The following is an 18,605-nucleotide window of genomic DNA, read 5'->3' as shown; positions in this document are numbered from 1 at the left end:
ACCTGAAGCTTTGGCCCTCGGCCAGGGCGACGCTTTTCGGTCGTTGTTTGAATCAGCAACTGCTTCTAAGGCCCTGCTGGTGTATGCTTTCTGGCTTATTGGCCCACTCGCCGTTCAATAGGAGTAACAGATGAGTGAATGGTTTGAGGTAACTCTGACTGGCGAAGCCGCTGCCAGCCAATGGGGCGACAATGCCCTAATCAGTTTTAAAGAAAACGGCGCCACCGTGCACGCCAGCGATCGCCGCCGTATTCAACAAGCAGGCAGCCGTTTGCGCAGCCAAGGCATTGTTAAGGTGCAGTTGGCCACCGGTTTTGAAGACATTGATTTGCAGTGGGCTTTTGCCGACGGCTTTATGTCTACCCTGGGCGGCGAGCGTATCCGCTGGGCAAGCGAAAGCGCTGAACTGGATGCCCGCTTTAAGGTTGCCCGCTGGGTGCGTGACATCACCAACAAAGGCCCTGAGCAAAAATCTCCGCAAATGCTCGCCTCTGAAGCCGCTTCTTTTATTAGCGCCTTGGGCGGTGACAAAGTCAGCTACAAAATGATTTCTGGCGAAGCCTTAAAAGACGCAGGCTGGACCGGCCTATATAACGTTGGCCGCGGCTCGTCACGGCCGCCGGTGATGCTGGTGTTAGATTACAACCCCGGCCAAGAAGACACCCCGGTTAGCGCCGCGCTGGTGGGTAAAGGTATTGTTTTTGACTCCGGTGGTTATTCGTTAAAAGCCTCCGAAGGCATGTTGAACATGAAAGCCGATATGGGCGGCGCCGCTATGGTGACAGGCGGTTTGGGCCTGGCTATTTTGCGCGGCTTGGATAAGCGGGTGCGTTTGATTTTGTGCTGCGCCGAGAACTTGGTTTCTGGCAACGCCTATAAACTTGGCGATATTCTCACCTACAAAAACGGCACCACCGTTGAAGTGGTTAACACCGACGCCGAAGGCCGCTTGGTGTTGGCTGACGGTCTGCTGGTGGCGGGTGAATCCGGGGCGCCGCTTATCATTAATGCCGCAACCCTGACCGGCGCGGCGATGACCGCCGTTGGCAGCCATTACAACGCGCTTTTTGCCCTTGATAAAGAAGTGGTGGCTAAGGTCAATGCCATTGCCGACGCTGAATGCGAACCGGCTTGGCCGTTGCCGCTAGAGCCCTTCCACCAATTTGAATGCCCCAGTGCCTATGCTGACACCGCCAATAGCCGTGCCCAAAAAGGCGGCGGCGCCGGTGGTGCCTCCAATGCCGCCGGCTTCCTGTCTCGCTTTGTGCGTGACAGCGGTAAAGGCTGGGTGCATATGGACCTGGCATCCTGCTTTAACAACAGCGAAAACGCCCTTTGGGCGGCAGGTGCTACCGCCCGTGGTATCCGTACTATTGCCAGCAGTATTAAAGCGTTAAGTTGACTGCATTTGTGTTAAAAAAGGAGGGTGCACCCCTCCTTTTTTTGTTACTTTCTTGTCAGTTTTATTGCTGAGATGACTATTTATGATAAGGAAGTTGTTTGCTAGCGCACTTATTTTCTCTGTGCATTCTTTTGCTACTCCCGCCACCTCTGGCACTGTTGAACTGAAAGATTTCGCACGCAGAGCCCAATTTCAGAACTTAGAGATCTCACCCAAAGGGACTTATCTCGCCGCCAAAGTAGTCAATGCTGAAGGTGTAACCAGTTTAGTGGTTTTGAAGCGTGGTAAGAGTCTCACCGTAACCTCAGCTCGAAAGTTTGATAGGCCCGATGATGTTCGCAACATTACTTGGATTAGTGATAATCGGCTAATGCTTTCAGTACAAAGAAAATTAGGCGGTTTGGATGTGCCAGTGCCTACGGGCGAGTTGTTTGTTGTCAACGCTGATGGCTCTCAAGGTGAAATGATTTTTGGGCGACGAGCACGAACAACTGGGGTGAGAGACGACAATAGTTCATTTAATATGAAAGGGGAGTTAATTGATACTTTGCCTGACGATCCCCGCCATGTATTGATCCTTGGACAAAACATTCAACGTGAGATTGATTATGGCACTGTGTTTAAACAGGATGTTTACAGCGGTAGAAGAGTTAGCGTGGCAAGAATTCCGGTAAGAACTGACTACGTTGTTACCGATAATAAAGGCAATGTTCGTTTCGCCAGTGGGGTTGATTTAAGAAAGAAAAATCAAGCTGTTCTTGTTTATCGAGACGCGAATGGTGAAAACTGGCAAGAGATAGAACATTACGGTGAGTCTGAAGGTGGTTTTCGTCCCATTTCAATATTGCCTGATAATAAAACTGTGATTGGTTTATCAGACCGTGGCCGCGATACATTGGCACTAGTTAGTTATGATATTAAAAATAAGAAAGAGACTGTTTTATATCAGTCTCCGGATGTAGATGTTAGCCCTGTTTTCGATCTGAAAAATGGCTATTATCATAATGTTATTGGTGCTAAATATGACCTTTTTCGTCCTAAGGTCGCTTTTCTTAAAGCAGCTGAGACATCCTCTTTTGCGGCTGATTTAAAAGGGTTAATCTCTTCATTTCCTGATAGCAATGTCGATATAACTTCCGCAACTGACGATAGTCGTTTGATGGTTGTAAAAGTATCTTCAGATGTCAATCCAGGTCAGTATTACCTTTTCGATAAAAAGAAAATGTCGGTTAGCTTTTTACTGAGTGAGGCAAAGTGGCTTGATAGTAAAAAGATGGCTCACAGTCAGTTCGTTACTTACCAGAGTCGAGATGGCCAAACGCTACGTGGGTATTTGACTTTACCCAAGGGGAAAGAAAAAAATCTGCCCTTGGTAATGATGCCTCATGGAGGGCCCTATGGCTTCCGCGATTATTGGGAATATGATCCTTATGTACAGGTCTTAGCTAATAATGGTTTTGCTGTATTCCAACCTGAGTTTCGCGGCTCAGGGGGCTTTGGTAAAAAATATATCGAGTCGGGTTATCATAAATGGGGAACTATGATGATTAATGATATGACCGACGGTGTGAAATTTTTGATCAAAGAAGGTATTGCCGATAAAAATCGTATTTGTGCTGCTGGTGCCTCTTATGGTGGTTTTGCTGCGGTTCGAAGTGCAGAACGAGAGCCTGATTTATATAAATGCGCTATCGGTTACGTTGGAGTTTATGACATTAATAAATGGCGTAATGATACCCAGCGAACCGATCACGTCAGTGCAATTAATTATTTAGAGAAAACACTAGGTGATGATGAAATGGCGCTTGCTGATCAGTCACCAGTTAATCATGTTGATAAATTAAAAGGGCCAGTATTAATAGTATCAGGTGGCCAAGATAATATTGCACCAATAGAACAGTCCGAAGCATTACGAGACGCTATGAAAAAGGCTGGGAAACCCTATGAGTGGTATTCAGAACGTACTGAATATCATGGGTTTAACGATCCTAAACATATTGAAAAACTTTTTAAGAAAGAACTTGCCTTTCTTAAAGCCAATATTGGTTCGTAACAAAACGCCGCTTAAAGCGGCGTTTTTTATTGCGCGTGAAAAGTTGCCAGCACTTGGTAGTGGCCACGCTCGGAATGGTAAAGCGCAAACTGCTGGGCGTTTATTAAAAATGGCGGTATGGCAATGCTTGGAAGGGTAGGTTGGTGCATGCCTCGCGCCAGCGTTAGGTGTGGCTGATAGGGGCGGTTATCCACAAAACCGCCAAGGTCTTTCGAAAGCGCTTGCAGTTTTGCTGCTAACTGCAGCAGCGGCTCGGGCGCTTGGTGAGGAGCCAGATAGGCAATACCCGCTTTGGGCCACTGGCCAAACCGGGTGATCGGTACGGAAAAGGCTGACCACGGAGCGGTTTTAGCGCCAGCTATCAAGTCCGGCAACTTGCTATCGGCAAGCTCGCCAATAAAGGCCAGCGTCAGGTGAAAGTTAGCTTCTGGAACGGGCTTTTTGAGCGCGGTAAAGGCTTGGTTACGCCACTGGCTAACCGTTTCTGCTTGGGTTGGTGTTAGGGATAAACCAAAGAAAAGTCGCATGGCGCTCATGGTACACTCATTCCCCGGTTTTGATGACAAAGAGACTGGCTTTGGGTTCCCTGCCTGTTGACGAGGTATTACCTCAGCTTACATCGGCGATTGCCGAGCACCAGCGGCTTATCCTGGAAGCGCCACCCGGCGCCGGTAAGTCCACGCAAGTGCCGCTTAGGCTATTAAAGGTGCTTTCGGGCACCATTATTATGCTTGAACCCAGGCGGCTAGCGGCCCGTAGTCTTGCCCGTTACATGGCTAGCACCTTGGGCGAAAAAGCCGGCCAAACGGTGGGGTATCGCACCCGTACCGACAGTGCTGTCAGCGCTGATACCCGCCTTGAAGTTGTTACCGAAGGGATTTTGGTACGCCGCTTACAAACTGACCCTGAGCTTGAAGGTGTCAGCCTGGTCATTTTCGATGAATTTCACGAACGTAACCTAACTGGCGATTTAGCGCTGGCTCTGGCGCTGGATGTGCAAAGCGGATTGCGGGATGACCTGAAAATACTGGTGATGTCCGCCACCCTTGATGGCGAGCGTTTACACACCATGTTAGCGCCGTGCGCCCGAATTCAAAGCCAGGGCCGCAGCTTTCCTGTCGATGTTCGCTACCTGGCTCCCAAGGTTAACCAGCCATGGCTGGGGCTATGTAGCGCGGTGGTGCTAAGTACTTTGGCCTCAGAGCCTGGCTCTATGCTGGTGTTTTTACCGGGCGGCGGCGAAATTCGCCGTTTGGCAGCCGATCTTGGCGCACGGCTGCCTGACGATGTTGACCTTTACCCGCTCTATGGCGACCTGGATAAAGCCTTGCAAGATGCCGCCATTGCGCCGCCTGGCAATGGTCGGCGCAAACTGGTGCTGGCCACGCCCATTGCTGAAACCTCGCTTACCATCGAAGGCATTCGGCTAGTGATTGATAGCGGCTGGTGCCGGCGGCCGCTGCTGGATGTGGCCACCGGCATGAGCCAACTGAAGCTTTGCCGTATTAGCCAGGCCTCAGCCACCCAGCGTGCGGGCCGGGCCGGGCGCTTAGCGCCGGGCATCGCTATTCGTCTTTGGGGGGAAAGCCAGCAGCAAAGCCTGAGTGCGCAAACACCGCCCGAAATATTGGCCTCTGATTTAGCGCCCTTGGCGCTAGAGCTGGCGCAGTGGGGGATTCATGAACCTGCACAATTGGCCTGGCTTGATTTGCCGCCAACGCGGCCCTGGGCTGAGGCTTGTAAACTGCTCGGCCAGCTTGATGCTTTGGAAGATGGCCGTATTACTAAGGCCGGCCGACAAATGGCGCGGTTGGGTTGTCACCCCCGGCTTGCCCATATGCTGACATTAGTCGCTGAGCAAGCTGGGCCTTCCCTTAAACAAGCGGCGCTTATGGCGGCGCTTTTGGAAGAGCGCGATCCCTTTTCTCAATGGGACAGTGATATTGAAGGCCGGTTAACGGCCTTAGGTAAACACCCCATTGCCCGCCAATCAGAGCGTTATCTGCGCCAGCTACGCCCGCACGGCGAGGTCAGATGGTCATTGGGCGCCATTTTGAGCTTGGCTTACCCCGAGCGCATTGCCGTTGAGGTTAGCCCTGGCCGTTATCGTTTGGCCATGGGCCGGGGGGCAAGATTGGCTGAAGGTGACCGGCTTTGGGGCACCCCCTGGCTGGTGGTGGCACAAATGAGTGGTGATAAAGGCGATGCCACCATTCGCCTGGCCGCCGCTGTTGCTGAAGACGATTGGCAGGCACTACACCAACGCCATATTCATTGGCAGCCAAGGCTTGATTGGCAAGGCGAGCGCCTTGTTGCCCAGCAAGAGCAGCGCTACGGCGCCTTGGTGCTGGCCACCAAAGCATTGCCCAACCTTGACGATGGCCAGCGCACCGCCGCCCTTTGCGATTGGCTGCGCCGCCAGGGCGCGCAGGCCCTGCCGTGGGATGATGCCAGCCGGCAGCTGCAAACCCGGATACTTTGTGCCAAGCAATGGTTGCCACACATGCCCTGGCCCGATGTAAGCGATGAGGCCTTGCTCGACACCTTGGAAAGCTGGCTTGGCCCTTATTTATCGACTGTAAAAAGTAAGCAAGCACTGACTAAAGTTGACCTTCGCCAAGCCATGGAGGCGGCGCTGCCATGGCCTTTACCCAAGGAACTGGCAAGGTTACTACCCACCCGCCTGGAGGTGCCTACCGGCCAACAATTTGCGCTGGAATATCGTTTGGACGAAGCGCCGGTGCTTTCGGTACCCATGCAGGCACTTTATGGCCAAACCGCCTCTCCCACTATCTGCGATGGCAAGGTGGTGGTGACCTGCGCTTTGTTGTCGCCCGCCCGCCGACCTTTGCAGGTAACGCGGGATTTAGCAGGGTTTTGGGCCGGAAGTTACAGCGAGGTGCGCAAGGAAATGCGTGGCCGTTACCCCAAACATGACTGGCCGGAAGATCCAGCCAATGCCAGCCCCAGCCGCTTTACCAAAAAGCGCCAGCAACGGGAAAACGGTTAAGTCATTAAAAAGGCCCTTGTGAGGGGCCCTGTTATTGGCTGGCTTTTTTGATGGCTTCGGCGGTTTTTTTAAGCCTAGGTAAGTACTTACCTAATAAGGTGTGGTGGTCGACCCGGGCGGCGTTGGTGCTGACATTAATAGCCCCAAGCAACACGCCGCTGGCGCTAAAAACCGGCACTGCAATAGAGCGCAGCCCTAAATCCAACTCTTGGTCCACCATCGCAAAACCTTCTGTTCGCACTTTATCAATGGCTTGGCGCAGTGCGCTGACGTTGGTGATGGCGTTTTGGGTGTGGGCCTCGGGTTGCCAGTCTGCCAGCCATTCTTCTAGTTCTGCACTTGGCATTTGCGCCAGTAAAACGCGCCCCATTGAACTGTATGCCGCCGGTAAGCGCGTGCCTACCGCCAGGGTTATGGCCATCAGCCGGTGCCGAGCTGCAGAGCGAATTTCATAAACCACATCTTGCCCATCCAACACCGCCAATGACGATGACTCACCCAACTCGTCGGTGATGCTTTCCAAATGGCGCTGAATAACTGCTCGGTAAGGGTTTGACGCCTGATACGCCTGGCCAAGGTTTAACACCTTTGGCGCTAAGGTGAAGTAGCGGCCTTCTTTTCGCAGGTAATCAAGGGCGTGCAAGGTCAGCAAAAATCGCCGGGCCTTAGCCCTGTCCATGCCAGTAACCTTGGCCACCTCCGTTAGCGTCATGCGCGCATGTTCTGAATCAAAGGCTTGCAGCACCGTCAGCCCAGAGGCAAGGGCGCCGACGTAGTCGCGGTCTTCCGGTTGTAAACGGGTATCGGCCATGGGGTAGCAACTGGATGAATTTCGCATAGCGTACCAGATGTTCGTCAACCGAACATATTCCCTTTAGGTAAAGCTGCAAAATACATTTGACGTTAAGGGTAATTCAGATCCATAGTGTTCGTAATGCAAAACTAATAGTTCGTAATGCGAACTTTAGAGGCAACAAAAGAGACTGATATGGCTGAATTCTTTTCCCTCAACGAAGCGGTAAGCCGCTTCATTCACGACGGTGACACTGTGGCAATGGAGGGGTTTACCCACCTCATTCCCTTCGCGGCAGGCCATGAAGTGATCCGCCAAAAAAAGCGTGACTTAACGCTTGTTCGCATGACCCCTGATCTCATCTACGACCAGCTAATTGGTGCAGGTTGTGTCGCCAAACTGATTTTTTCCTGGGGTGGTAACCCGGGGGTCGGGTCTTTGCACCGCTTGCGAGACGCCGTTGAAAAAGGCTGGCCACGGCCGCTAGAGATTTTTGAACACAGCCATGCAGCCATGGCTTGTGCTTATGAAGCCGGAGCGGCGGGGCTGCCACTGGCCGTATTGCGTGGTTACGTGGGTAGCGATCTGCCCAAGGTGAACGAGCAAATCAAATTTATTGAATGCCCCTTTAGTGGTGAGCGGCTGGCAGCAGTGCCGTCAGTGCGGCCAGATGTCACGGTTATTCATGCGCAAAAGGCCGACCGTAAAGGCAATGTGCTTATCGAGGGCATTGTCGGGGTGCAAAAAGAGGCGGTGCTGGCAGCGAAGCGCAGCATTGTTACCGTCGAAGAAATCGTCGATGACCTTGGCGCCAGCGTCAACGCTTGTGTGCTGCCCAGCTGGGCCATTACCGCTATTTGTGTTGCCGAAGGCGGCGCTAAGCCTTCTTACACCCTGGGCTATTACGACCGGTCCAATGCTTTTTACAAAGAGTGGGACGGCATCGCCCGTGACCGCGACAGCTTTTTGAGCTGGCTCGACAGCAACGTTTACAACCAAGGAGCCTGAGATGAGCCTTGAATTTAGTGCTTCTGAAATGATGAGCGTAACGGCAGCCCGGGCCCTTAATAACGACATGACCTGCTTTGTTGGCATTGGTCTGCCGAGCGAAGCGGCCAACCTGGCACGCTTGACCCATGCACCGGATGTCACCTTGATTTACGAGTCTGGCACCCTGCAAACCCAGCCTGATGTGTTGCCGCTGTCCATCGGTGACGGTGAGCTGTGCTCCTCCGCCCTTAATACGGTGTCGGTACCGGAAATGTTTCGATACTGGCTGCAAGGCGGCCACATTAGTGTCGGCTTTTTAGGCACCGCGCAAGTTGACCGTTACGCCAACCTCAATACCACCCTGATTGGTGACTACCGTGCCCCGAAGGTACGGCTGCCAGGCGGTGGCGGCGCGCCGGAAATTGCCACCAATGCCCACGAAGTGTTTATCACCGTTAAGCACTCCAAGCGCACCTTCGTTAAAGACGTTGATTTTATTACCACTGTTGGTTTTGGCCGTGACGGTAAAGCCCGTGATGGCGTGCCCAATATCGGTAAAGGCCCGACAGTGGTTATTACCGACCTTTGTATCTTAAAACCCGACCCCACCAGCAAAGAGCTGGTTGTTACTTCCCTACACCCAGGGGTGAGCCGCGAACAAGTGGTGGAAGCCACCGGTTGGGAGATTCAGTTTGCCAGCGATCTCGCCATTACGCCGGCGCCCACTGAGCAAGAACTTACCGTGCTGCGCGAGCTAAAAGCGCGCACCGCCGCCCACCATGCCGGCCAATGAGGAGCGCGTAATGACTGAGGTATTTATTTGTCACCCTCGCCGCACCGCTATTGGCCGTTTTGGCGGCAGCTTAAGCGCGGTACGTCCGGACGATTTAGCGGCGCATATTGTTAAGGCCGTACTTGCCGAAGCGCCGAACCTAGACCCCGCCGCCATTGATGAAGTGGTGATGGGCTGTGCTAACCAGGCCGGTGAAGACAACCGCAATGTGGCCCGTATGGCAGCCTTGCTGGCAGGGGTGCCGGTGTCGGTGCCGGGCACCACCCTTAACCGCTTGTGCGGCTCGGGCATGGACGCCGTTGGCAGCGCCTTTCGCGCCATTCGTGCCGGTGAAATAGAGCTGGCTTTGGCTGGCGGTGTGGAATCAATGTCGCGGGCGCCTTATGTCATGGGTAAGGCCAGCAGCGCCTTTTCCCGTGGCCAAGCCATCGAAGACACCACCATTGGCTGGCGTTTTGTAAACCCGTTGATGAAAAAGGCTTTTGGGGTGGAGTCCATGCCCGAAACCGCCGAGAACGTGGCCGAGCAATTTCATATTTCCCGCGCCGACCAAGACCTCTTTGCCTTGCGCTCGCAGCAAAAAACAGCCAAGGCCCAGGCCGACGGCATTTTTGCTCAAGAGATAGTGCCGGTCAGCATTCCCCGCCGTAAGCAAGAGCCACTGATTTTTGATACCGACGAGCATCCACGCCAAAGCACGCTGGAAAAGCTGGCGGCATTGCCAACACCGTTTCGTGATGGTGGCAGCGTAACTGCCGGTAATGCCTCAGGGGTGAATGACGGCGCCTGTTTGATGCTGGTGGCCAGTGCCGCAGCGGTGAAAGCCCATGGCTTAACACCCATGGCCCGGGTGTTGGGTATGGCTACCGCTGGTGTTGAGCCGCGCATCATGGGGATAGGCCCGGTTCCGGCCACCCGAAAATTGTTGGAAAAGCAGGGTATTAGCATCGAAGACATCGATGTTATTGAACTGAATGAAGCCTTTGCCGCCCAGGGTTTGGCGGTATTGCGTGAATTGGGCATTGCCGACGACGACCCCAGAGTGAACCCCAATGGCGGCGCTATCGCCTTGGGTCACCCTTTGGGTATGTCGGGGGCACGCCTGTTAATGACGGCCGCGCACCAATTGCAGCGAAGTGGCGGCCGCTATGGACTGTGCACCATGTGTATTGGTGTGGGGCAAGGGATCGCAACATTGATTGAGCGCGTTTAAGCAGCACGCGTAAACCTATTACAAAGAGATAATTATTATGGAAGCGATAACGAACTTCTCGGTGCGGGTAGTGCAGCGCTACCTGCCCAGTGCCTTCGTGCTGGCGGTTATTCTGACCGCTATCACCTTCTTGTTGGGGATCACCGTTGCCGACCAAAGCCCCATGGCGATGGCCGGTTACTGGGGGGATGGCTTCTCCAAGCTGTTTACCTTTGGTATGCAGATGGTGTTGGTACTGTTAACCGGTTACGTGCTGGCGATGACGCCGGTGGTACAAACCGCCTTAACTGGCCTGACTAAACACGCTAACACGCCGCGCCAAGCGATCATTCTGACCATTGTCGTCAGCTTTGTTTGCTACTACCTGAACTGGGGCTTTGGCATGGTCGTGGGGGCTATTTTGGCCAGGGCCATGGGCAGCCGGGTTAAGGTGCACTTTCCACTGATTGTCGCCGCCGCTTACGGTGGTGAATTGGTGCGGGGGCCTTCGTCGTCCATTCCGTTAGTGATAGCCACCCCAGGCCACTTTATGGAAAAAGAGATCGGCATAGTGCCGGTAACCGACACCCTCTATTCCACTTGGAATATCGCCCTTACCATCGGTCTGTTGGTGCTGTTGGTGCTGTTCTTTATGCTGCAAAAGCAGCCCAAAGACATCATTGTGCTGGAAGACAAAGAAGAAAGCGTCAGCGAAGAGCCCAAAGCGGTTGCCGGTAAGCAAAGCTTTTCTGACTGGATTGAGTACAGCCGTCTGCCGACCCTGTTTTTAGGTTTACTGGCAGTGACCTACTTGGTAGGCAAAGTGGTTGATCATGGTTTTAGTCTGAACCTAAATACGGTGATCCTTATCTTCCTGGCCTTGGGGCTGCTGCTACACCGCAACTCTGCCGCTTACCTAAAGGCTGCCGAGCTGGCGGTAAAAGCGGGGCGCGGCATCATAGTGCAGTTCCCGCTTTATGCCGGTATTGCCGGGATGATGACCAAAGCCGGGTTGGTGACCATTTTCTCCAATGCCATCATTTCCGTTGCCACGGCGAAAACGTTCCCTATCCTAACTTTCCTTTGTGCCGGTATCGTTAACTTCTTCATTCCTTCCGGTGGCGGCCAGTGGGCCATCCAAGGGCCCATTATGATGCATGCCGCCGCCGCCATTGGCGCTGACCCGGCACAAACCATCATGGCCTTTACCTGGGGTGATGGCTGGACCAACCAAATCCAGCCGTTCTGGGCATTGCCGCTGTTGGGTGTAGCTGGGCTTTCGGCGCGGGATATCATGGGTTATCTGGTGATTTGGCTTGGTATTTCCGGTATTGCCATTGCCGGTACCTTTGCCTTTTTGATGAGCTAAACGCCTCGCAAGTGAAAAACGCGCCTTTGGGCGCGTTTTTTTATGCTTTCTGGCACCTTTATGAAGGCAAGTGTTAGTCAGTTGCGACTTACTTGTAACTGTCAGTACCGATTCAGCAGCGCTGTGGTCAATTGGCCAAGGCCAGGGTTATCACGATGGGCTTGCCAGCGTACAATGATGCCACTTTTGTTAGGTCCTCGGATGTCAACGCCGCCATCTGGCTGATATGTGGTGTGGCTGTTGTCTGGGTTTATACCAGTCGAATTAAGGTCGTTTGCTCTTTCTAGACCGACCATTTAAGCCTTCGCCGCGGTTTGAATCGCCAATCCAAGTGAGTTTCAGTGACAAAGAAAAAAAATACCCCAAAAGCCAGCCCTAAAACCAAGGGTTTTCGTTTTTGGCCTTGGGCCATCAAAATCAGCCTGGTGCTGATTGCTGCTCTGGCCATTTATTGCATTTATCTTGATAGCGAGATCCGCCACAAGTTTGAAGGCCAAACCTTTGAATTGCCTGCGCAAATTTATTCAAGGCCGCTAGAGCTATATGCCGGTGCGCCGCTGTCTCGTGACCAGTTTATTGAAGAGCTGAAACTGCTCAAATACCGCAAAGTGGCCAATCCGGCCAAACCCGGTGAGTTTTCAGCGTCCGCCACAAAAGTGGAGCTGTATCGCCGGCCGTTTTTATTTCCTGAAGGCTTGGAAGAAGCGCGCCGCTTGTTGGTCGCTTTCGATGGTGACCGTATTGATGAGGTTTATGACAGCGCCTCCGGTCAGCCCATTGCCGTTGAACGGGTAGAACCGCAGCTGGTGGAGCTGCTGTCAGCCAGTACGGATGACCAAGACCGTATCTTTGTGCCGCTCGGCCAAATGCCGCAGCTGCTGCCAAAAACCCTGATCCAGGTCGAAGACCGAAACTTTTACGACCATATTGGGGTGTCGCCACTGTCTATTGCGCGGGCGTTGTGGGTGAATCTGCGTGCCGGCCACACCGTGCAGGGCGGCTCCACCCTCACTCAGCAGTTGGCCAAAAACTTCTTCTTAACCCGTGAAAAAAGCCTGGGCCGTAAGCTTAACGAAGCGCTGATGGCATTGATCATGGACCTTCGCTACGACAAAGACCGTATTTTGCAGGCCTATCTTAACGAGATTTTTCTTGGCCAGGCGCGGGCACAAGCGGTGCACGGCATGGGCCTGGCGGCACGTTTTTACTTTAGTCGCCCGGTACAAGAATTAACGCCTGCCCAAATTGCCTTGCTGGTCGGCATTATTAAAGGGCCATCCTATTTTGACCCTCGCCGCCATCCCGAGCGTGCCCGTGAGCGCCGCGATGTCGTGCTGAAGGTGATGGTGGAAAATGGCCTTATCGACCGCAGCGTTTACCAGCGCAGCGTCATGTCGCCGTTGGGCGTGACCAAAGAGCGCAGCCTGGTTAGTGCCACCGTGCCGGCCTATATGCAAGAAGTGCGGCGTGAGCTGGCCGGGGTGATTAAGCCCTTTATTAATAAGCAGCAAGGGATCCGGGTCTTTACTGGCTTGGAGCCGTTGGCGCAGCGGGCACTGCAAACCTCTATTGATAGCACCTTCCCAAAAATTGCCGGTAACAAACCGTTGGAAATGGCGGCGGTGATTTCTGACCCGCGTACTGGTTTGGTGAAGGCGATGGCTGGCGGTAAAGATGTGAACTTTGCCGGCTTCAACCGGGCGCTAGATGCGCGGCGGCAAATTGGTTCCATTGCCAAACCGGCGGTCTACTTAACCGCGCTTTCTGACAAGAAATTTAACTTAGCCACAGTGCTGCAAGACAAACCCATCAAGTTGCAGTCGCAAAATGGCGATGTGTGGGAGCCACAAAACTATGACCGTACCTTTAGCGGCCAGGTAGAGCTGGTGGATGCGCTGGCGCATTCCTTGAATGTGCCAACAGTCAATTTGGGGATGCAAGTTGGCGTGCCTGCGGTATTGGATACCTTTAAAGCGCTTGGGGTAAATGCGGACTTGCCGCCTTATCCTTCGGTGTTCCTAGGCACTGCGGCGCTGTCGCCCTGGCAGGTTAACCAAATGTATTTAACCTTGGCCAAACAAGGGCAAGAAATTCCCCTGGCGACGGTGTCAGAGGTGACCAGTGGCAGTGGCGAACTGCTGTGGAAGCGGCCAACCAAAGCGGTACAAACGGTCAGTAAAGAAGGCGCTTATCTCACCGATTACGCCCTGACCGAAGTGATGAATGAAGGCACCGGCCGTTATGTTGGTGCCCGTTTCCCCGGTAAAATACTGGCCGGTAAAACCGGTACCACCGACGATTTGCGCGACTCCTGGTTCTCCGGCTTTGATGCCCGTGATGTGGCCACTTTCTGGGTGGGGCAAGATAATAACGAACCGGCCAATCTTACCGGTGCTACTGGGGCGGCCCGCATATACAGCAGCTATTTGGATCATCGTCATCCGATCAGCCTGCGCCTTCGGCCACCGGCCAATGTCGTGGACGCTGTTTTTGACGATAACGGCCATTACCTTGGCGATTGCAACCGCAAAGGCCGTTTATTGCCCGCCGATAAACGTTACTTGCCGGATGTAGATTGCGATCGTTTAGGGAGTTTTTTAGACCGTTTATTCGGTAACTAACTGAACGCCCACTGTCAGCGTTGCTGACAGTGGGCTTCGTTTTTGTTCTGTTTGTTGAGTCAATTTAGCCCTTAAAACCGGGGGCTTGGTCGCAATTGTTCGAAAAAGCTACATATTGTTTCTCACTTTTTAATACAGCCTTAATCTTGCCGACTTTGCTGCCTAGGCAGTAAAATACATGACAATTCGATTGCAAAGAGATGTCATGGCGATTACCGCGCTGCCGGTTACTGATGATGCACCAGCACTGGATCCATTAAAGGATTTAGGTCGATTGGTGATCATTACCCGCAACCAATTGACCGCCAAGCTCGATGACGTTTTAGCCCCTTTGGATCTCACCACTGCCCAATACGGTGTTGTCATCGTGTTGTCTCGAGGCCAATGGGACGCGCCAGCCCAACTTTGCCAACTAATGGACTATGACCGAGGAGCAATGACGCGGCTTTTGGACCGTATGGTGAGCAAAGGGCTCATTGTGCGGCTTCCCAACGAAAAAGACCGGCGTTGTGTCACCCTCAAGTTAACGGAAAAATCGCTGGCGTTGCTGCCAAAGCTTGAAGCCACCGTAAGCGCTGTTTATCAAACCGCGCTTAGCGACTTTAGCGAAGCCGAAGCGGCGTTGTTGGCGGGTTTTCTTAACCGCATGATCGGAAATCTGGGATAGGCATTTGCCATCCACCCTATTGCTTGCTGCTGTTCTCACAGGTGCGATAACAGCTTTTGCTCTGTTTTTGAGCTTTGATGCACCGTCTTATAGTTAAGGTTGTAGCAATGAATGAACTGAAAAGTCGGGTGTTGACGGCCCTGGCTGGACATTTCCCCGACAAATCTTTCAGCTTTGATAACCTCAAAGTGTTGCACAAAGGGCGCTTTGCCAACGCTGTTGTGCTTCGTTATCAAGACGACGATCTGGATTTAGTGATCAAAGATTTCTCCCACTGTCCTTGGCCTATTCGCCGCACTGCTGGCCGCTTTTTTATTGGCCGTGAAGCCAAAGCCATGACCCGTTTAAAGGGCATTGATGGTGTGGTGCCGGATTGCTATCAGCTCAATGAATTGATGCTGGCCTATCCCTTTATTGAAGGGGAGTCGCTACGGGCTGTAAAAGAATCGGGCACTCAACTGCCACGGCGTTTCTTTGTTGAGCTTGAGCGCATGGTGGCTGAAATGCATCGCCGTGGGGTGGTGCACTTGGATTTACGTAACCTAGGCAATGTGCTGCTGGGCCACGATGGTAAACCGCACTTTATCGACTTTCAGTCGTCGATGAGTTACAGCCGTTTTCCTAACTGGGTGCAGGGCTTTATGCGTGGTGCGGACTTGTCGGGTGTTTATAAAGCCTGGGAAAAAGTCTGCGACGAGCCGTTGTCGGCCCATCGCGCCCGCTTTTTCGATAACTACAATATCTTGCGTAAACGCTGGATCTTCCGTGGTTATCCGTTAACCCGCACCGCTAATAAAATGCGCTCTGCCGGTGCCCAACTCGCCTTAGCGGGCGGTGAAGTGCTGCGCAACATGTTTGAGCGTATTTTCTAAGGCTCTAGGTGCCATTGTTGGCCTTGCCGATAGAGGCGGGCCAGCAATTGCTTCGGCTGCAATGGCCGACTGAAGTAATAGCCCTGAACCACTGGGCATTGCAATGACTGCAAGATAGCCAACTGTTCGGCGGTTTCTACCCCTTCTGCTACCACATCCATTTTCAGTTTTTGGGCAATGGCGATTAGCGCCGCAACCAGCGTGTATTCACGGTTATGGGCGGGCAGTGCCTGTACGAAACTCTTATCGATTTTCAGCACGTTAAAGGGATGTTCGGTAAGGTACTTCAAGGAAGAAAAGCCGGTGCCAAAGTCGTCCAGTGCCAAACCCACGCCCAGTTTCTGGCAAATATAAAGTGATTGCTGTACCTGGGGATGACTGGCATCCAATACCGCTCTCTCGGTCAGTTCCAGCTCCAATTGCCCTGGCGACAATTGATATTGCTTGAGTAACTGCGTGAGGTGCTGATGCAGCTCCGGGGTGCGCAGCTGCCGTGCAGAAAGATTCACTGACATCACGGGCTGAAAACCGGTTTCTCGCCAAGCGGCCAATTGCTGACAGGCCGTTTCGAGTACCCAAAGACCAATAGGCAATATTTGCCCGTCTTCTTCGGCGATGGGAATAAACTGGTCCGGCGGAATGGTGCCTAACTTCGGGTTGTGCCAGCGTAAAAGGGCTTCAACACCCACTACTTGATTGTCGCTAATGCTGACCTGCGGCTGATAAACCAGTTCAAACTCATTGTTAGCCAAGGCTTGGCGTAGGGCGTTCTCTATCTCTAAGCGCTTGAATATAGATTCATTTAGGGCCGGAGTGAAAAAGCGGTAAGGGCTGTCATCGGAACCGCGCGCTAACGCCATGGCGGCATCGGCATTACGGATCAGTACCGAGGGATCGGCGCCATCCTCCGGATACATGGCAATGCCGATATGGGCTTCGACTTGCATTTGTTTGCCTTGCAAGCGAAAGGGCTCTTTGAGGCAGTCGAGGAGTTTACCGGCAACCACTTCGGCGGTTTTGGCCTTGGACGCCCGTTCCAGGATCACCAAAAATTGGTCTGATGCCAATCTGGCCAAGGTGTCGGCTGGCCGTAAGGCAGCTCGCCAGCGGTTAGCGATAGCGGTAAGCAGTTGGTCGCCAAGCCAATGGCCATGGATGTCGTTAATGTCTTTAAAGCGCACTAAATCGATAAACATCACCATCACGTGGCCGTCTTGTGGCTCGTGGGCCACGATGGCTTGTTGCAAACGGTCAAAAGCCAATACCCGGTTAGGCAGGCCGGTTAAACTGTCGAGGGTGGTTTGCTTTTTCAGACTTTGTGTCATCTGAAAACGTTGAATGAGCTCAGCAAACAGCGATAACACCGCCTCTAAAAAAGGCAGCTCGTCTTCGTTGAGGTTAAGCCCAAATCCCTCTTGTTGTTTAAGACCGAGCAGTAGAGCCCACTGGCTATTGCTGCTAAATGCGAGCTTTTTGAACCCTTCCACAGCCAGGATGCCACTCAGAAATCCCGGCTTTTGTGCCGGATGGCTCCAAAGCAGCTGCGGTTGGGCCGGGCTCAAACTGGGTAACGCGCCCTGCCAATGGCCTAGTTGGCTAACGCAGATCCAGCCATTGGCCTGGGGCTTAAATAAGGCCACGGCATCTAATAACCCGGTTTTGAGCAACATGTGTAGCAAAGTGCGCACCAGCACCGCTTCTTCTTCTGCTTGAGCGGCCTCGCGATAACCTTCACGCACCAATTGCGACAACACCCGGCTGCGCCTGACTTCCCGGGTGAGCACACTGCGCTGAGCAATAGTGGCGGCTAACTGTTGGCGGAGTTCTTGGTCTATTACCACTGCATTACCTCTGAGCTCCAATTCATTAGCCGCGGCCCTTTGGCATTGCTGATTAACTCGGCGGCAGTAAAGATGCCTGCCAGGCCTTTACCAAGCGGCTTGCGAATGGCATCTGATTCTTCTTCTAAGGCACCGCTAAAGGCGCCAGTGCGGCTAGCGCAATTAATGTAGAAACTGGGCCGGTTGGCGACAAAGTCGTGCAAGAGATTGATGGTGGGAGAATCGCCTTGCTCAATAACCTTGGTGATGAGTACCGCTTTGCTACCCACTTCAAGCTGACCTGTTAACAGCGTCAGGCTGCCGGTGTTGGTATCCACGCCAACCAAGCAATGGCTTGAGTAGCTGTCGCCCCACGGCAGCCCCACTGCCAGACTATGCAGGGTGGCACCATGAAGCTCTTGTGCGCAAAGCCCGGTGACGGCGCAAAGCCTGTCCAGTGCCGGTTCACCGTTAAGGGTCAAAATTTGCTGACCTTTGGCGCCAGTGATGGTTGCAGTATCGCTAATGGGTAACGCCGTGTGGAAAACCTGGCTACGCGTAGGCTTTGGCAGCTTGGCTACGACGAGCTGGTTGGTAACAACCTGGTCACCCACGAAAATAAAGCTTGAGGACATGGCCAAGTCGCCGATTAAAGCGCCGCCGTGAAGTTGGCTGCCGGCCAGCGCTTTTTCGTCAAGGTGAAGCTCGCCCAACAGGTCGATAAAACACAAACCATGGTCTTGGCCTAGCCAGGCCGGCAGTTGGTTGATGTCAGCGTGGGTGAAGCTGCGATAGTCAGGCTCGGAGTCAAACAGCATCAGCATGGCTTCAAAACCACCATATTCAACACCTGCAGGGGTGATGATGCCGCAGCAACTTCCGCCGACAAGAGGAATATCGCCCAACAGGCGGCGACATTCTGAAAAAAGCCATTGGGGCTGATGAAAACCGCTGGCAAACAAAAGTCCCCAACGTGCGCCGTGCATAAGGGGTTGGCGCCTTACCAATTCATTGGCTGCCAGA

Annotated in this window: 14 protein-coding genes; 10 read left to right on the top strand and 4 right to left on the bottom strand. The window is 53.2% G+C overall.

The annotated features are described in order from the left end of the window. Window positions 1-130: 130 nt before the first annotated feature. Together pepB and DW350_RS15115 are read left to right on the top strand one after the other, a co-directional pair. Window positions 131-1,402, top strand: a complete 1,272-nt coding sequence (gene pepB / locus DW350_RS15120) for an aminopeptidase PepB (protein ID WP_115719732.1) — start codon at window positions 131-133, stop codon at window positions 1,400-1,402. Window positions 1,403-1,484: 82 nt separating this feature from the next. Next, entirely contained in the window at window positions 1,485-3,455 is a 1,971-nt protein-coding gene (locus tag DW350_RS15115; RefSeq protein ID WP_115719731.1) for an alpha/beta hydrolase family protein, read from the top strand. 26 nt (window positions 3,456-3,481) lie between these two features. Here DW350_RS15115 and thpR read toward each other — a convergent pair whose 3' ends face one another. Further along, window positions 3,482-3,991 carry an RNA 2',3'-cyclic phosphodiesterase gene (gene thpR, locus DW350_RS15110; RefSeq protein ID WP_115719730.1) on the bottom strand — a complete coding sequence of 170 codons (510 nt, stop codon included), beginning with the start codon at window positions 3,989-3,991 and terminating at the stop codon, window positions 3,482-3,484. 41 nt (window positions 3,992-4,032) lie between these two features. Here thpR and hrpB point away from each other — a divergent pair, with 41 nt between their 5' ends. Continuing rightward, complete coding sequence (gene hrpB / locus DW350_RS15105; protein ID WP_192954706.1) at window positions 4,033-6,465, top strand: ATP-dependent helicase HrpB; 2,433 nt, start codon at window positions 4,033-4,035, stop codon at window positions 6,463-6,465. A 31-nt stretch (window positions 6,466-6,496) separates the two neighbouring features. Here the strand turns inward: hrpB and DW350_RS15100 are convergent, their stop codons facing one another. After that, window positions 6,497-7,324 carry an IclR family transcriptional regulator domain-containing protein gene (locus DW350_RS15100; protein ID WP_336406949.1) on the bottom strand — a complete coding sequence of 276 codons (828 nt, stop codon included), beginning with the start codon at window positions 7,322-7,324 and terminating at the stop codon, window positions 6,497-6,499. A gap of 129 nt (window positions 7,325-7,453) precedes the next feature. On the opposite strand from DW350_RS15100, the gene DW350_RS15095 reads away from it, so the two are divergent. From DW350_RS15095 to DW350_RS15065, 7 genes are all read left to right on the top strand, one after another. Further along, complete coding sequence (locus tag DW350_RS15095; protein WP_115719727.1) at window positions 7,454-8,266, top strand: CoA transferase subunit A; 813 nt, start codon at window positions 7,454-7,456, stop codon at window positions 8,264-8,266. Between the two features lies 1 nt (window position 8,267). Next, the gene (locus tag DW350_RS15090; protein WP_115719726.1) at window positions 8,268-9,041 is read left to right on the top strand and encodes a CoA-transferase subunit beta; all 774 of its coding nucleotides are present in this window, start codon (window positions 8,268-8,270) and stop codon (window positions 9,039-9,041) included. A 10-nt stretch (window positions 9,042-9,051) separates the two neighbouring features. Continuing rightward, on the top strand, window positions 9,052-10,254 hold the full coding sequence (gene pcaF / locus DW350_RS15085; protein ID WP_115719725.1) for a 3-oxoadipyl-CoA thiolase: 1,203 nt from the start codon (window positions 9,052-9,054) through the stop codon (window positions 10,252-10,254). A 37-nt stretch (window positions 10,255-10,291) separates the two neighbouring features. Beyond that, complete coding sequence (locus tag DW350_RS15080; protein WP_115719724.1) at window positions 10,292-11,602, top strand: short-chain fatty acid transporter; 1,311 nt, start codon at window positions 10,292-10,294, stop codon at window positions 11,600-11,602. A 341-nt stretch (window positions 11,603-11,943) separates the two neighbouring features. Further along, on the top strand, window positions 11,944-14,223 hold the full coding sequence (gene mrcB, locus DW350_RS15075) for a penicillin-binding protein 1B (protein ID WP_115719723.1): 2,280 nt from the start codon (window positions 11,944-11,946) through the stop codon (window positions 14,221-14,223). Window positions 14,224-14,428: 205 nt separating this feature from the next. Next, complete coding sequence (locus DW350_RS15070) at window positions 14,429-14,890, top strand: MarR family winged helix-turn-helix transcriptional regulator (protein ID WP_192954705.1); 462 nt, start codon at window positions 14,429-14,431, stop codon at window positions 14,888-14,890. 107 nt (window positions 14,891-14,997) lie between these two features. Continuing rightward, complete coding sequence (locus DW350_RS15065) at window positions 14,998-15,762, top strand: RIO1 family regulatory kinase/ATPase domain-containing protein (protein ID WP_115719721.1); 765 nt, start codon at window positions 14,998-15,000, stop codon at window positions 15,760-15,762. Here DW350_RS15065 and DW350_RS15060 read toward each other — a convergent pair. Further along, entirely contained in the window at window positions 15,759-17,603 is a 1,845-nt protein-coding gene (locus DW350_RS15060; protein WP_115719720.1) for a putative bifunctional diguanylate cyclase/phosphodiesterase, read from the bottom strand. The genes DW350_RS15065 and DW350_RS15060 overlap by 4 nt on opposite strands. Continuing rightward, window positions 17,597-18,568 (bottom strand): FIST N-terminal domain-containing protein, encoded by a 972-nt coding sequence (locus tag DW350_RS15055; RefSeq protein WP_192954704.1) that lies wholly within the window; start codon window positions 18,566-18,568, stop codon window positions 17,597-17,599. Before DW350_RS15055 ends, DW350_RS15060 begins: the two co-directional genes overlap by 7 nt. Window positions 18,569-18,605: the final 37 nt, after the last annotated feature.

Source organism: Gallaecimonas mangrovi (assembly GCF_003367375.1).
In the GTDB taxonomy this organism is placed as follows: domain Bacteria; phylum Pseudomonadota; class Gammaproteobacteria; order Enterobacterales; family Gallaecimonadaceae; genus Gallaecimonas; species Gallaecimonas mangrovi.
This window is presented reverse-complemented; position numbering and strand designations above follow the sequence as displayed.